The following is a 14,240-nucleotide window of genomic DNA, read 5'->3' on the forward strand; positions in this document are numbered from 1 at the left end:
ATTTACCAACCTCGTTTGTATCGTTTGTATCGTTTGTGGTCTGAGGCAAGGTAAGGCACGAAGCGCGCAGCGTACTCATGCTACGCCTGCGCTTTGTAACGCAGCATCAGGCGGATTTTATTTAAAACAGCCGCCGCCAAACCCTGCAGGCTGGGCGCTTTTCGCTGTGCAGCTGTGCTGTAGCAAGCTCTCATAGCATGACTATGCATCGCTTACTACGCCTTGATTCGCAGCGAAAAGCGCGTAAGCAGCGGCGGTAAACCAAGCGTCAACAGACTCTAGCTACTGCGCGGTAGGTTTTGATCTAAGGCACTTTTTAGTGCTGCCAATGTAATGGGCTTACTTAAAAAATCATCCATTCCTGCTTGCTGGCAGCGCAAAATATCTTCTTTAAACACATTGGCGGTGAGCGCCACAATTGCTAGGTGTTGGCCTGGTGCTTCTGTAGCGCGAATATGTTCCGTTGCTGCGTAGCCATCCATATTGGGCATTTGGCAATCCATAAAAACAAGATCGTAGTTTTGGGCGGCAACGGCGGCGATGCCGAGTGCGCCATCATTGGCAATATCAACGCGGCAATTGAGTTTTTCTAGCATTTTAACCGCCACCTGCTGATTGACTGGATTGTCTTCAACGACCAAGACATAGTGTTTTTCTGTCGCGAGTTGTTCCGCAATTTGATGCATTGTGACTAAGGGGGGCTCAGCGGCATGGTGTTGATTTAATACCAATTCAATGGCGCTGTATAAGGTTTTGCTGCGCATGGGTTTACTCAAAAACGCGGCGAAACCCGCCGCTTTGGCCGATTCCGCTTGCCCAATCGTGCTATTGCTCACCAGTAAAATCAGCGGTAAATCTTGTTGCAGAGGTAGGCTATGGATTTGTGCGGCTAATTGTTGGCCGCTGTTGGCATCGAGGTTTTTGCTAATGAGTGCGATATCAAATGCATGCGGGGTTTTTTCTAAGATCGAGAGGGTGTCAAAGCTATTGCTAATTGTCGTGACGATCAGCCCCATTTCACTTAATTGCTGGCTGAGTAATTCTCGGCTGGCAGGCATATCATCGACAATCAGCGCTTGTTTTTGCTGTAGTGCGATGTTTTTGTGTTCAATTTCCTCACTAGTCTGTGCTTCTAGCGTGATTTCAAACCAAAAAGTGGAACCTGCATTGGGTTGGCTAATGACGTCAATATATCCTTGCATCGCTTCAACTAATCTTCGGCAAATGGATAAACCCAGTCCAGTGCCACCAAAGCGGCGCGTTGTGGATGCATCGGCCTGCACAAAGGGTTGAAATAAGGTTTTTATCTCTGCGGCGCTAATGCCAATGCCCTTGTCTTTGACTTCAATATATAGGCGGTGAAACGGTGGCGTTAATGGCGTACTTCGCATGCGTAAAACGATTTCACCTTGGCTCGAGAATTTAATCGCATTATTAAATAAATTGAGTAAAATCTGCCGTAATCGGCTAGGGTCGCCATTGAGTTTGTGGGGGACGGATGAATCAATTATGCCGATGATTTCAATGGATTTTTCTCTGGCTTTACTCGAGATTAAATCAATCGTGTCTTCAACCAAATAGCGAAAATCAAAATCAATTTTTTCTAAAGTAAGTTTTCCTGCTTCTATTTTAGAAAAATCCAGTATGTCATTGATTTGTATGAGTAAAGATTGCCCGCCAATGTCGATTGAGTGTAGTAATTCTTGTTGTTCTAGACTTAATGGGGTATGAGCGAGTAATTCAGAAAATCCAAGAATTGCATTTAAAGGTGTTCTAATTTCATGGCTCATATTGGCTAAAAAAGCACTTTTAGCTTCATTGGCCTGTATTGCCGTTTCTTTGGCCTGTGTTAAATTGCTTTCACTTTGAGTGAGTTCTTGTGCTTGGTACTCTAATGCGGAAATGACCGCAACGGTTGTCGTCATGGCCATTTGCAGTGACTGGGCTAAATGGCCAATTTCATCTTCTTGTTCGGCCTCCTGCCACGTTTTGTTTTTACAATCATCCCATTGCTTTACATGCAGCTCAATTTTTTTTAGTCGTAATAAAATATTTTTTCTTAATAAATAATAACTTAAACCGCTAATTAAAAATAGGCCAAAAAGACAAGCAATCGAAAACTGTAACGTAACCGCATCTATTTCTTTTTGTGCTTGTTCAGTGTTGAGCTGAATATAAATCGATCCTTTGTTTTTGTCGATATCGATTGATTTGCTGAGCAACAATGGTTTGATGGCAATGTGTTTAAATGAATTTGGGTTGAAATAACTATAGGTTTTTTTCGTATTGGCGTAGGTAAGTAATAAATTTTTTAATTCTTTGTCTTGAATCGAGGTGATGTTTTTCCCGATGAGGTTGAGTTTATTTGAAGCAATAATGTTTTTTGTTTCTCCTTCAGTAATAATGATAATGTCAACGCCATCTTCAGCACCCAGAGCGGTGATTATTCTTGATAATTCACCTTGGCGAGTAATGCTTTCGGCGATGTAGTTGATCATATTGACGATGAGCTCGCCACGAGCGTCTATTTTGTCGCGTAATTGATTTTTTGATATTTGGTAAATGGTAAAAATAGCCAGTGTGGCTAATGTAATGCTTGCTATAGCGAGGGGAAGTAACAGCTTAAAGTTTAATGATCTTTGCCATTTTTCTTTAATGAGCTGAATCATTGCTTGCCTGTGTGATTGAGTTGCGATGTAATATTTTGGGTATGATCAATCCCTTTAATTTGTTGGCTTTCACGTAATACTTTATCGGTGCGCTGAATGACTTCGTCGAGTTTTCCATTTTTTTTAAAATAAGCATTTTGCTCGGCAAGGCTGATCATTTTAATGCCTTGGCTTAATGCCGTTTTAAATTCCTCCGCTGTAATTCCTTCGCGCGCGGCTATAATGGCATAGGCTTGATCGGGGTGCGTTAAGCTGTATTGGTAGGCTTCCTCAAATGCGGCAATAAATTGTTTCACTGCAGCAGGATGTTGCTCAATAAATTGTTGATCAATGGCAATCACATCCAAGACTTCGCCCGAGATGGCTTTGCTGTCAAAAAGGGTATGAAAACTGGGATCGGCTAATAATTGAATATTGGTCGGTGGGTAAGTCACAATGGCGTCCAGTTCGCCCGCTTTTAATGCTTCAGCCAGCGATTGTTGGTCTAGTGATTGTAAGTGCAGGTCATTGAGGGTTAGGCCATTTTTTTCTAGCGCCCGCGCCAGCACATACACGCCCAGCGATGCGAGCTCTAAGCCGACTTTTTTGCCTTTGAGGCTTTTGATATCGGCAATTTTTCGGTGAGCAATAATCATATCTGCGCCATCGGAATAATCGCAGACGCTGACTATTTGTAATGATTTGTCTGAGTTCTCTCTCGATTGCAATACTTCGATGACCGTGGTGCCTAAGGCATCAATCTGACCACGCTCATAAGCGCGGCGAGCATCGGATAATGAATTAAATTCCAGTAATTTAACGTTTAAGCCGGCTTTTTTATACAGGCCCAGTTCTTGGGCTAAGTAAATAAATTCATAACCCGGCCAAGCATTAATCCCAACCCGCAATGTAGGCGGTTCCTTGGTCGCGCAGCTACTCAATATGATGATGCTGCTGATCAGAAGCAGTATTTTTAAGCGCCAATTTTGGAGTGCCATTGCGGTGCTGATCCGTCAATAGATTGATTGATTTAGACTAGGACGCTAGCTGTAAAGTTACAAGACAATTACTCTGTGCTGTTTTATGCTTAATCCGGTGACTTAGCTGGATCGGCGCGTACTGACAGCGTGTTGCTGGGTTATCATGACGAGATGACTGATGAAATAATCCTGCCACCTTATATTGGTGTTGATCCGCAGCGGATCGTTGTCGTGAATTCGACTGCTGATGCGATCGCCGCTAGCCGCATCTTGGCGGCGAGCGACGTTTTAGGCTTTGATACCGAATCAAAACCGGTTTTTATGAAGGGGCAAGTGTCGCAAGGTCCGCATTTAATTCAATTGGCCACGCTGGAGACGGTGTTTTTATTTCCGATTCGGCGCGGTGAGTCTTATGTCCTGTTACAAGAAATTTTGGAATCCACCACGATTTTAAAAGTAGGTTTTGGCTTGGGTGACGATCAGCAACGCTTGCACGCTAAGTTGGGTATTACCACCCAGCATGTACTGGATTTGGCGCGGGCGCTACGCACGGATTCGCGCTGTGATGTCGGCGCTAAAACGGCGGTAGCGCGGTTTTTTGGCCAAAAATTACAAAAATCAAAAAAAATCTCGACGTCCAATTGGGCTGTATTGCCACTGACGGATAAGCAAAAACAATACGCCGCTGATGACGCCCATGTGGCACTTAAAATTTATCGCGCCTGGCAGGCGCAGTGCGATCAGGAATGAATTGGCTTAATCGCACTGCAAAGGTTTTATTTTTTACCTAGGTATGCATCTAGCGCGCTTTTTAAATCGGGGTATTTAAAGCGATACCCAGCTTCAATGAGTCGCTGAGGGATGACGCGCTGCCCACGGGTAAATAGCGCACCCATTTCTCCGGCTAAAGCATTAATCAGCCAAGCCGGGGTAAAGAGCCAAGTCGGGCGGTGTAGCGCTTGGCCAACCGCTTTGGCAAATTGCGCTTGCGTGGGGGCCTGTGGCGCGGTGAGGTTGTAAGCGCCGCTAAAACTTGCGTCCGCCATTGCCAGCGAGATCACTGCCAATACATCATCGCGATGCACCCAGCTCATCACTTGCTCACCATTGCCCATTTTGCCGCCCAAACCCCAGTAATACGGTAAAACCAGTTTAGGTAAGGCGCCGCCTGGATCTTGCTGCGAGCAAAACACCAAGCCTAAACGTAGGCAAACCACGCGCAGCCCCAGTGCTTGGGCTTTGTTCGCCGACGCTTCCCATTGCTGGCAGAGTTCAGACATAAATTCAGATTGGGGTGGCGCGGTTTCATCGAGTGCTTCGTCGCCACGGCAGCCGTAATAACCAATTGCCGAGCCATTGATGAGTACCGCCGGCCGGGTTTGCGCTTGGGCTAGCCAGGCAATTAAATGCTCGGTGGTGCCGACGCGGCTCTCTAGCAGTAACTGCTTACGTGCCGTAGACCAGCGTGGACCAACCACGGGGCTGCCTGCCAAATTAATCACCGCATCAAAAACACTGTTCGGACTGAGCGTTTGCCAGTCGGAAAACGCGCGCACTTGTCCTTGAAATTGCGCGATTGCCGCCTGTGGCTGGCGGCTATACAGCGTAACTTGATCGCCAGCGGCTAGTCGTTGTTTGACTAAGGCACTGCCAATAAAGCCGGTACCACCGGTAATCAGTAAGCGTTGTGGCATGGTGTAAATCCTTTTCTTTCCGTTCTACGATTAAAGCATGGCGTGACCGGCAGCTTGCGGTATTTTTGTAATGCGTCGCAAGAAAGATGCAGCTGTGTTACGGTTCATATCTTTGGTTTGGCTTGCTGTATGTTTTCACAAGGCGTCGGTTTTGGCGTTGCGTGTTTTGATTGATCCCTAGGAGTTATCACGATGAGTATTTTTGATAAAGCAAAATCATTACTTGATACCGCAGAGCAGTCGATGAGTGCTGCTGCCGAACAGGCCGCTTTAAAGGTCTCTGAATTAGCCGATAAAGCTGGCGATCTTGCTGATCAAGCCGTGCACAGTGCTGAAGAGCTCGGCGATAAGGCCAAAATCGCTGCGGACCATGCTTGGGATAGTAGTAAGCAAGCCGCGACAGACTTAGCACACAAAGCTGGTGGGCTGTCGGATGATGTATCGGCAAAAGCGGCTGAGCTCGGGGCGAAAGCGGCGCATGCCACTGAGCAAGCTTTGGATGCCAGTAAACAAAAAGCCAGTGAGTTGGGCGCTAAAGTCAGCGATGCTGCTGGCCATGTGGCTGATAAGGCGGGTAGTTGGGTGGATAAAACCGCCGATGTGGCGGAAAAAGATTTACAACAGCCTAGCGTGAAAAATGTAGCTGGCCACGATAGTGTGAAGCCGGAGTAAAAATGGTTTTCTGTGGCTAACAAAACCGAGCTTGCTCGGTTTTTTCTTTTTGGCGTGTGAAGATTACGCATGACCATCAGGTCGACCGCATCGTTGGCGTAGAGGTCGTTGTTATAGAATTTTTGCTTATTTAGGCTGCGCTAAACAGTCTTTTTGATTTTAAATATTCCCCTTACACTCGCGCTCAATTATTTGTTGCTCAATTGAGGCGCAGGCCATGAAAATTCGTCATCCAGATTTAAGCGACAGCCCAGAAAATCGACAGCATCAAGCGATCGGTTTGCCCCCGCTGGATACCGCCATCGGCAGCGAGCGTCGCTTGTGGCAAAGCAAACGCTTAGCCGGTTTAACCTTGCTGATCGCGATGGCCGTTAGCGTTTATATCGCTCAGCATCTGCTGCAAGGGCAATCGGCGGTGCTGGGCAATCAATTGCTGCTGGCCGCACAGCAAGTGATTAGCTCGCCGCAGTTTTGGGCAGCAGTGGCTGTGGGCTTTGCCGCGCAAGCGATCGATGGCGCATTAGGCATGGCGTATGGCATTAGCTCAAATACTTTTTTAATTGGGGTGGGTGCCAGTCCGGCGGCGGCATCGGCCGCTGTGCATGTGGCGGAAGTCTTTACCACCGGTTTTTCCGGCTTGTCGCATTTAAAGTTTGGCAACGTCGATAAGGCCTTGTTTCGGCGTTTGGTGATTCCGGGCGTGATCGGCGGGGTGGCGGGGGCTTATTTGCTGACCAGTATTGACGGGCATTTGATTAAGCCCTATATCGCGGCTTATTTATTGCTGATGGGTTTGTATATTTTGCGTAAAGCGTGGTTGGCGACGCACCCTAAGCCGCATTCCAGTGAAATTAAGCATGTCAGTCCTTTGGCGCTATTGGGCGGTTTTGTTGACGCCGTTGGCGGTGGCGGCTGGGGGCCGGTGGTGACGTCGACTTTGGTCGGGCGCGGAAATGATCCACGCAAAACCATCGGCACGGTGAATGCGGCAGAGTTTTTTATTGCGTTTTCTACGGCAGGGGCATTTTTGCTATGGGCCGAAATGGAACATTGGTTATTGGTCGCCGGCTTAATTGTTGGCGGTTTATTTGCCGCGCCGTTTGCTGCATGGCTGTGCCACAAATTAAATGCGCGCACTTTATTGTGGTTGGTGGGGACGTTGATTTCGCTGTTAAGCGCATTTAATTTGTATATCGCAGTGCGCTAGATTGATGGCTTCGCGCTGCGATTGATCTGATGGGGTCGTGAAGTGTTGATAAGGGTATTGCCTTGTAATTCATATTAAATAAAGGCTGGCTGGCAATACCCAGTGGTGTGTAATTCTCCATTGTCATCATCCTTGGCGAGAGTAGACTCATAGCACTCTTTTTGTCTTGGTTTGATGATGCCCAACGCCGCCCGTAAAGAATTTGCCATGCTGATCACCTTGATGCTGGTGATGTTTACCGCCATTGCTGACTTTATGATTATGATGCCGTTGGCGTCGTATTTAATGGCTGAGTTTCAGATTAACACTGCCCATTTTGGTCTTTTAGTCTCGTCGTATTCTTTGGCTGCGGGTTGTTCGGCATTGCTGGCGTCTTCGCAAGCCGATCGCTTTGATCGCCGTCACGCTTTATTGTTTTGCTACGGCGGATTAATGCTGGCCACTTTGGCGTGTGCGCTGAGTAATTCCTACGTCACCCTATTATTAGCGCGGGTTTTAGCCGGGGTGTTTGGTGGTGTCTTGGGCTCGATTTCGCTGGCGATTGTTGGCGATTTAATCCCGCCCGAGCGGCGTGGTCGCGCGATGAGTTGGGTGATGCTGGGTTTTTCATTGTCCGCCGTGGCCGGGGTGCCATTGGGTTTATGGCTGGCTGCGCATAGCGGCTGGCGATTGCCATTTTTGGTCTTAACCGGGATTTGCGCCGTGGTGGCCCTGGCGATTTATCGCTATATCCCATCGGTGCGCGGCCATTTAGCCAGCTTAAATCACGAGGCCAATTGGTTAGACAATTACCGTGAATTATTGCGCGTTCCCAATCATTGGTGGGCGGTGAGTTTAACGGCGATGCTGATGGCGTCGGGCTTTTTGGTGATTCCATTTATTGCCCCGACCTTGATTGCCAACGTTGGTTTAGCGTCCGAAGATTTAATGTATTTTTATTTGGTTGGCGGCGCGGCGACTATTTTTAGCCGACCCATGATTGGCCGTTTGACCGATCGTTATCCAGCCAAAAAAGTCGTTGCCTATTTGGTATTAGCCAGTTTTATTCCGATTATTTTGGTGACGCAAAATTTAGCCGTGAGTTTGCCTTGGCATTTGGCGATTTCGGTGTTGTTTTTTATTTTTGTCAGTGGTCGATTTATTCCATCGTCAACCATGGTGGCAGCAGCTACGCAGCCGCATTTGCGCGGGCGTTTAATGGCATTTAATTCAGCAGTACAAAATTTTGCTTCGGGCGCGGCGTCGTTATTAGCGGGGCTAATTTTAACCCAAGAAAGTAATGGGCATTTGGCCAATTATGGTTGGATTGGCGCATTAAGTTGTGGTGCTGGTTTACTGGCGATCGTGGTGGCTCGCAAAATTAAAGCGGTTTCTTAAAGTCGATTGCGACTTATGGTTAATCGATTGTGAGTGGCCTATTTTTAGGCATTACCACTCATTAAATCAGTGATGAAGAGAAACAGGGTTGACGCTGAGTAGAATTTGCTCAGCCAGCGAAGTATTGCATTTGCAGGCAAGCCAGCGCCTACAAATGCCAATCCCTTATTCGTGACGACTTAGATTGTTATCTAAGCTTTATCGGCAGGCAAAATACTTTAAATACCCGATGATGTTTGGCGGTAAAAAATCCTTGCCGTGCGCCATTCGCTTTGCCTATTGCGCTAGTCAATCATTTACGGCGTGATGACTCGCTCAAGCCACAAATTAGTGGTTTATTTTTGCATCTCACGGCGTATTGTCAAATCAGAGTCATTAAAATCGTTTATCCTCTATCTCCTGCATTTTATTTAAATCAGTGATCCATCCGTAGATTGGCAAAGTGTATTTACACGGTGCATATCGTGTTGCCATAAAAATTGCTACCAGCGCATAAGACACTGCTTCTCGATATTTAATTGAATTTTGGCGTTGAGTGCCGCATTGCTGGCGGGCATCAAATCGGGCATTGATTGATTTAAGTTGAATCCATTTAAATAGTGCGCAATGCGTATTGCGTTGCGGTTGGTGGTCAATGACCATCTGGTTTGTTTTGAGGTTTTGATGACGATAGCGCGCGTAGTGGTTCGCCTTCATGCTCAGGGGCCGCTGGGGATTGAAGACTGGCTGGGGTTTGATGCTGCAGGGCGTCAAGTGGCGCATGGGGTATCGGTGGAGTTACCTGCGGCTGAGCAATATGAAGTGGCGATTGCGGCCAGCTGCTTGACCGTGCATGGCTTGCAGTTGCCCATCGTTGCCGCCAAGCAGCAGCAAAAATTGATTCACCAAGCACTCGAAGATCGTGTTTTGGGCGATCTTGATCAGCTGACCTGGCAGGCTCAATCATCCGTGTCGGGGTTAACTTGGGTGTATTTGCTTGAGCGATCACGCCTGCTGTTGCTTGAAGATTGGCTGGCCAGCCAATCTTGGCCGTGTACGCGCTGGGTGCCGGAGTTTGCTTTATTGCCCGCCGGGAGCGATCACTACGCCCAAAGTGGCCATGGCGTGATGTTTTGCCGCAATGCGCAATATGGTTGGTTGGATAATGAGGCCGATTTACTGGCGCTGTATCCCGACTGCACTTGGCACCCGATTGCTCTGGCTGATTTAACCGCGCCAGCTGCGGACTGCGTTTCATTTTATAAAGCCAATAAAATTAAGGTATCGATGGCTATGCATTGGCAGCAATGGCGTAGCGCGGTATACCTATTGGTTGCTTGCCTATGTTTATTCTTGTTGAGTGTGGTGTCTGAATGGCGGGTTTTGTCTGGGCAAGAGCGTGTTTTACGCCAAGAAATTCGACAAACCTTTGCCAGTTTATTTCCCGGCGTGCCGATTGTTGACCCGATTTTGCAATGGCAAAGTCGGCAAAAAACCGGCGAGCCGGTGGGCGGCACTGGGCAAAATGGCGATGCTTTGGATTTATTACATCAAATGGCTGGGCAAATCGATGTGGACGCCGGGATTGAGAGCGTTAGCGTGAAAGCGGGTCGCTTACAAATGGTGATGCTGGAAGCCAAATCCGCCGCTTTAATAGCCAAACTCACGGCGCAAGGCGCCAAAATGAAAAGCCAGTCGATCGGCGATGGCCGTGTACGAATTGAGGTTGAGCGATGAATGCGTACTCCACAAAATTTCTGGCGCTAGGGCAAACGTATTGGGCAAAATGGCGCTTGTATTGGTTGGCGCGTCAACCGCGCGAGCAAAAAATGCTGATGATGTGGGCTGCCGCTGCAACGAGCGCGCTGCTGTATTTTGGCCTGTATGCGCCGCTTCGCGCACAAATTAGCCGTTTGCAAACCCAAGTTCCGCATTTAGAAAACCAATTAATGGCCATGCGTGGCAGCAAGCCGACCATGACGGCCGCCAAGACGGCGGCGCCGCTCGATTTGCGTTCGGCCACTTTTGCTGAATTATCCAGCCAAGGCATCAGTGCCGATGTGCGCTCGATTTCGAGCCAGTCGCTGGAAGTGCGCAGTAATCTGCCGAATGTGGCTGAAGCTTTACAGTTGGCCAATGCGCTACGCCATAGCGTGCAAGCGACTGTGAGCGCCATTGAAATCAAATCGGATGACTCTAGCGTGAGTTTGGTGATGGTTTTGGAGCGGCAATGAGCAAAATAACCCAATCACAACGCCGTATTTGGCTCGCCGCTGGCGGCGTTTGTTTACTGTTGTTGGTACTGCGTATGCCGGTGAGTGTCATCAATTGGCTATTACCCAGCAATGTTAATGTGGTGCAAGCCCATGGCACGCTGTGGGATGGGCGCGCCAGTGCGCTGGGACTCGAAGGCGTGGTATTGCAACAAAAGTTGCGCTGGCAATTTTTGCCCAAAGCCTTACTGGCTGGGCAACTGGCATGGCAAGTGCACAGCGAGGCGCTCGATACGCAAAATCAAGCCCGCCTGGTTCTCGGCTTGGGCGGCGTGGCCCTTGAGCAAGTGGAGGTGACTTTTCCGCTTGAAGGTATTTTTCGCGCCATTCCGCAAGTGGCGCAGTGGGGTTTAGGTGGCCGCGCCACTTTGCGCAGCGCGCATCTCTCAAAACGAGTCGGCGCACAAGCCGAGCTGTTGCTTGATCCGGTTTTTAGTCAGCTGGTGCCAAGCCTCATGCCAATGACCACTTTGCGCGCGCAATTTTCGGCGGTGGCCGATGGGGTGACGTGGCAAATCAGTCCGGCCGGTGCTAGCGCGATTGCGGTCAATGGTCAGGGGCAATTGGCGTGGCGGGGCGCGGCACACGGCACGGTGAATCTCAATCCGGATGAAAAAGTACGCCAGCAATTAGCGCCCTTACTGATGCAAGTGCCAGCCACGGCTGAGGGCTACCAAATCAAGTTTTAACGCTGATCAGTGCGGCGACGCGTTGGCGTAATTCGGGCAAAACTTCGGTGGTAAACCAAGGATTTTGTTTTAGCCAAGGATTGTTGCGTGGACTCGGATGTGGCAATACCATCACCTTGGGCCCGTTGGTTCTCCATGCTTTAACCGCTTCGGTGATGCTTTGCGGTGCTTGCGGCAGATGGTAAGCGAGGGCATAGCGACCGATGATCAGTGTCAGTTGCAGTTGCGCTAAATCAGCCAGCAAAGGCGCGCGCCAAGTCTGCGCGCATTCGGGGCGGGGCGCTAAATCGCCCGATTTACCACTACCTGGGTAGCAAAAACCCATTGGCAAAATCGCAAATTGCTTTGGGTTATAAAACGTCGTTGCGGTGACACCCAGCCAATCGCGTAAACGCTCACCGCTGGCATCATTAAATAAAATCCCACTGGTATGGACTTTTTTCCCTGGCGCTTGGCCGGCGATCAAAATCTGCGCGCTAGGCGCAATTTGTAGCATCGGTCTGGGCTCAAGAAATTGCGCGCAGATTTTACAAGCACGTACTGCAGTGAGTTGCTGCTCAAAAGGCGTCATCCTTTGTTTCCTTTGGCTTTTGACTTTGATCACAGGCTAGAGCGATGGCCTTATTTTGGCCGGCCAACAAAGCGCGAGTATTAATTGGGGATACTTTGCGTGCCGATGGATTTGTCGGTAATGCTGACATCCAAAATATTAAATGGAATATCCACGCCTTCTTGGCTTAATTTGGCAATTAAAAAAGCCATTAATTCACCGCGAACTTGATAGTAATTGTCTCTATCGGTCCACACCATAAATAAGATATTAATGCTGGAATCGCCATAGCTCATCACATGAATAAACGGCGCTTGGTTTTGATCTAGCCCCGGATAGCTGCGGGCAATATTTTCTAAAATTTGCAGCACTTTTTTCATGTCGGAGTCATAAGCGACAGAAACGGTAATTTTAATTCGGCGAATTGGATTGGTGTCGTAGTTGACGATATTGCCACTAATCATGACATTATTCGGGATGATAATTCGACGTCCATCAAGGCTATTGATATGGGTAGAAAAAATCTCAATTTGGGTCACATTACCCATCACGCCGTTGACTTTAATAAAGTCGCCAATCACAAACGGGCGCGAAAAAAACAACACCACCCCACCGGCAAAATTAGACAGAAATTCCTTTAAAGAAATACCAATTCCTAAGCCAATGGCACTAATCATCGTAGCAATTGAACGCTCGCTAAAGCCAAATGCCAATAAACCCAGTAAGAAAAAAGCAATATATAAACCCAGCTTGGTCATTGAACGGCTAAATTGCTTGGTATTTTCGTCGGTATTGAGGATGTAAACCTTAGAGAAATATTTATCGACCTTTTTTACCAAGTAAGAGCCAGCAAAAATAATCAATGCAAACAAAAAAAGCCGAAAGCAAAAAATAATCGCATCATGAAACAGGAGTTGAAATAAGGATTCTTCTTGGTTGAAATTCAGTGCGCTAAGATAGTGATTCATTACTGATTTACCTGCATCGTCATTGTTGATCGTCCATCAATCAAAAAGCAGCTAGGCTGCGCGCTGACTGAGTCATACCCTATTTTGACAGAATACGCATAGATAATGACAGCGAATGAAATATTACCGTTGAGCTGCCGCAGTTACTTACAAACGGTGTGCAATGGCCTCGGATCTGGGCAGCAAGTGAGCAATAAACGGCATAAGATAGATAAGAAATAGAATATTTACCTTAAGAGTCGGTATTTTTATGATTTTGTTGTAATAAAAATGATTTAAGCTGTTGGCCGCTGAGTGCTTTGGCGTAATAGTAAGCTGGCAAACAGCGAATGCAATCAATCTATTTCTTTTGGCGTCAGTGAGATAGAAAAACAACAAGGATATCACCATGTATACATTAAACCAGCGTTTAGCTGCTGAATTCATCGGCACATTTTGGCTCGTTTTGGGCGGTTGCGGTAGCGCGGTTTTGGCGGCGGCTTTTCCTGAATTAGGCATTGGTTTTGCCGGTGTGGCTTTGGCCTTTGGTTTGACGGTGTTAACCATGGCCTTTGCCATTGGCCATATTTCAGGCTGCCATTTAAACCCCGCAGTGTCATTTGGTTTGGTTGTTGGCGGTCGTTTCCCCGCCAAAGATTTAGTTCCCTATGTTGCTGCGCAAGTAATCGGCGGGATTTTGGGCGCAACGGTGCTGTACTTTATTGCTACCGGTAAGCCCGGGTTTGTAGCGGGCGGCTTTGCCAGCAATGGTTATGATTTATTGTCACCCGGGCATTACGCAATCACGGCGGTATTTTTATGTGAAGTGGTGATGACGTTTATGTTTTTATTCATCATCTTGGGCGCAACCGATGCGCGCTCACCAGCCGGTTTTGCACCGATTGCCATTGGCTTGGGCTTGACCTTAATTCACTTGATTTCTATCCCAGTGAGCAATACGTCGGTGAATCCGGCGCGTAGTTTGGCGGTAGCTTTATTTGCCGATACCGCCGCATTGAGCCAAGTTTGGTTGTTTTGGGTTGGCCCATTGATTGGCGCTGCGTTGGCGGGTGTCGTGTACAAAATGGTGGGCGGTGACGGTAAGCAGAAGTAAAACTGAACTAGATAACTGATCGGGGTATTGCTATCAGGGCTTTTTTAAATAAAGGCATGATGGCAATACCCCTTTATTTTGGCTAAAAATTAAGCATGTAGCTGTTTACG

At 47.8% G+C, this 14,240-nt stretch carries 14 protein-coding genes; 8 read left to right on the forward strand and 6 right to left on the reverse strand.

From position 1 onward, the window contains the following. Positions 1-278: 278 nt before the first annotated feature. Positions 279-2,669, reverse strand: coding sequence for a response regulator (locus Q0V82_RS01045; protein WP_297571966.1), 2,391 nt, complete (start codon positions 2,667-2,669; stop codon positions 279-281). Next, on the reverse strand, positions 2,666-3,646 hold the full coding sequence (locus tag Q0V82_RS01050; protein ID WP_297571967.1) for an ABC transporter substrate-binding protein: 981 nt from the start codon (positions 3,644-3,646) through the stop codon (positions 2,666-2,668). The genes Q0V82_RS01045 and Q0V82_RS01050 overlap by 4 nt, the downstream gene beginning before the upstream one ends. Positions 3,647-3,799: 153 nt before the next feature. Here Q0V82_RS01050 and Q0V82_RS01055 point away from each other — a divergent pair, with 153 nt between their 5' ends. Then, the gene (locus Q0V82_RS01055; protein WP_297571968.1) at positions 3,800-4,378 is read left to right on the forward strand and encodes a 3'-5' exonuclease; all 579 of its coding nucleotides are present in this window, start codon (positions 3,800-3,802) and stop codon (positions 4,376-4,378) included. Between the two features lie 26 nt (positions 4,379-4,404). Here the strand turns inward: Q0V82_RS01055 and Q0V82_RS01060 are convergent, their stop codons facing one another. Continuing rightward, a complete protein-coding gene (locus Q0V82_RS01060; RefSeq protein ID WP_297571969.1) occupies positions 4,405-5,322 on the reverse strand; it encodes a TIGR01777 family oxidoreductase in 918 nt (305 codons plus the stop codon). Between the two features lie 192 nt (positions 5,323-5,514). Here Q0V82_RS01060 and Q0V82_RS01065 point away from each other — a divergent pair, with 192 nt between their 5' ends. Together Q0V82_RS01065 and Q0V82_RS01070 are read left to right on the forward strand one after the other, a co-directional pair. Beyond that, positions 5,515-5,994 (forward strand): hypothetical protein, encoded by a 480-nt coding sequence (locus Q0V82_RS01065; RefSeq protein WP_297571970.1) that lies wholly within the window; start codon positions 5,515-5,517, stop codon positions 5,992-5,994. 217 nt (positions 5,995-6,211) lie between these two features. Further along, complete coding sequence (locus tag Q0V82_RS01070) at positions 6,212-7,201, forward strand: sulfite exporter TauE/SafE family protein (protein ID WP_297571971.1); 990 nt, start codon at positions 6,212-6,214, stop codon at positions 7,199-7,201. Positions 7,202-7,275: 74 nt separating this feature from the next. On the opposite strand, the gene Q0V82_RS01075 is transcribed toward Q0V82_RS01070, so the two are convergent. Continuing rightward, positions 7,276-7,410, reverse strand: a complete 135-nt coding sequence (locus Q0V82_RS01075; RefSeq protein WP_297571972.1) for a hypothetical protein — start codon at positions 7,408-7,410, stop codon at positions 7,276-7,278. Here Q0V82_RS01075 and Q0V82_RS01080 point away from each other — a divergent pair. The 4 genes from Q0V82_RS01080 to gspN all read left to right on the forward strand — a co-directional run bounded on the left by Q0V82_RS01080 (position 7,409) and on the right by gspN (position 11,519). Beyond that, positions 7,409-8,578 (forward strand): MFS transporter, encoded by a 1,170-nt coding sequence (locus Q0V82_RS01080; RefSeq protein ID WP_297571973.1) that lies wholly within the window; start codon positions 7,409-7,411, stop codon positions 8,576-8,578. The genes Q0V82_RS01075 and Q0V82_RS01080 overlap by 2 nt on opposite strands. A gap of 663 nt (positions 8,579-9,241) precedes the next feature. Next, positions 9,242-10,294, forward strand: coding sequence for a type II secretion system protein GspL (gene gspL, locus Q0V82_RS01085; RefSeq protein WP_297571975.1), 1,053 nt, complete (start codon positions 9,242-9,244; stop codon positions 10,292-10,294). Next, positions 10,291-10,791 (forward strand): type II secretion system protein GspM, encoded by a 501-nt coding sequence (gene gspM, locus Q0V82_RS01090; protein ID WP_297571976.1) that lies wholly within the window; start codon positions 10,291-10,293, stop codon positions 10,789-10,791. Before gspL ends, gspM begins: the two co-directional genes overlap by 4 nt. Beyond that, the gene (gspN, locus tag Q0V82_RS01095; RefSeq protein ID WP_297571977.1) at positions 10,788-11,519 is read left to right on the forward strand and encodes a type II secretion system protein N; all 732 of its coding nucleotides are present in this window, start codon (positions 10,788-10,790) and stop codon (positions 11,517-11,519) included. Before gspM ends, gspN begins: the two co-directional genes overlap by 4 nt. Here gspN and Q0V82_RS01100 read toward each other — a convergent pair. Both Q0V82_RS01100 and Q0V82_RS01105 read right to left on the reverse strand, forming a co-directional pair. Then, complete coding sequence (locus tag Q0V82_RS01100; protein WP_297571979.1) at positions 11,509-12,090, reverse strand: uracil-DNA glycosylase family protein; 582 nt, start codon at positions 12,088-12,090, stop codon at positions 11,509-11,511. The two genes, gspN and Q0V82_RS01100, sit on opposite strands and share 11 nt — an antisense overlap. 80 nt (positions 12,091-12,170) lie before the next feature. After that, positions 12,171-13,037 (reverse strand): mechanosensitive ion channel family protein, encoded by an 867-nt coding sequence (locus tag Q0V82_RS01105; RefSeq protein ID WP_297571980.1) that lies wholly within the window; start codon positions 13,035-13,037, stop codon positions 12,171-12,173. A 388-nt stretch (positions 13,038-13,425) separates the two neighbouring features. Here Q0V82_RS01105 and aqpZ point away from each other — a divergent pair, with 388 nt between their 5' ends. Next, positions 13,426-14,130 (forward strand): aquaporin Z, encoded by a 705-nt coding sequence (gene aqpZ / locus Q0V82_RS01110; RefSeq protein WP_297571982.1) that lies wholly within the window; start codon positions 13,426-13,428, stop codon positions 14,128-14,130. Positions 14,131-14,240: the final 110 nt, after the last annotated feature.

The organism is uncultured Deefgea sp., from assembly GCF_947072475.1.
GTDB lineage: Bacteria > Pseudomonadota > Gammaproteobacteria > Burkholderiales > Chitinibacteraceae > Deefgea.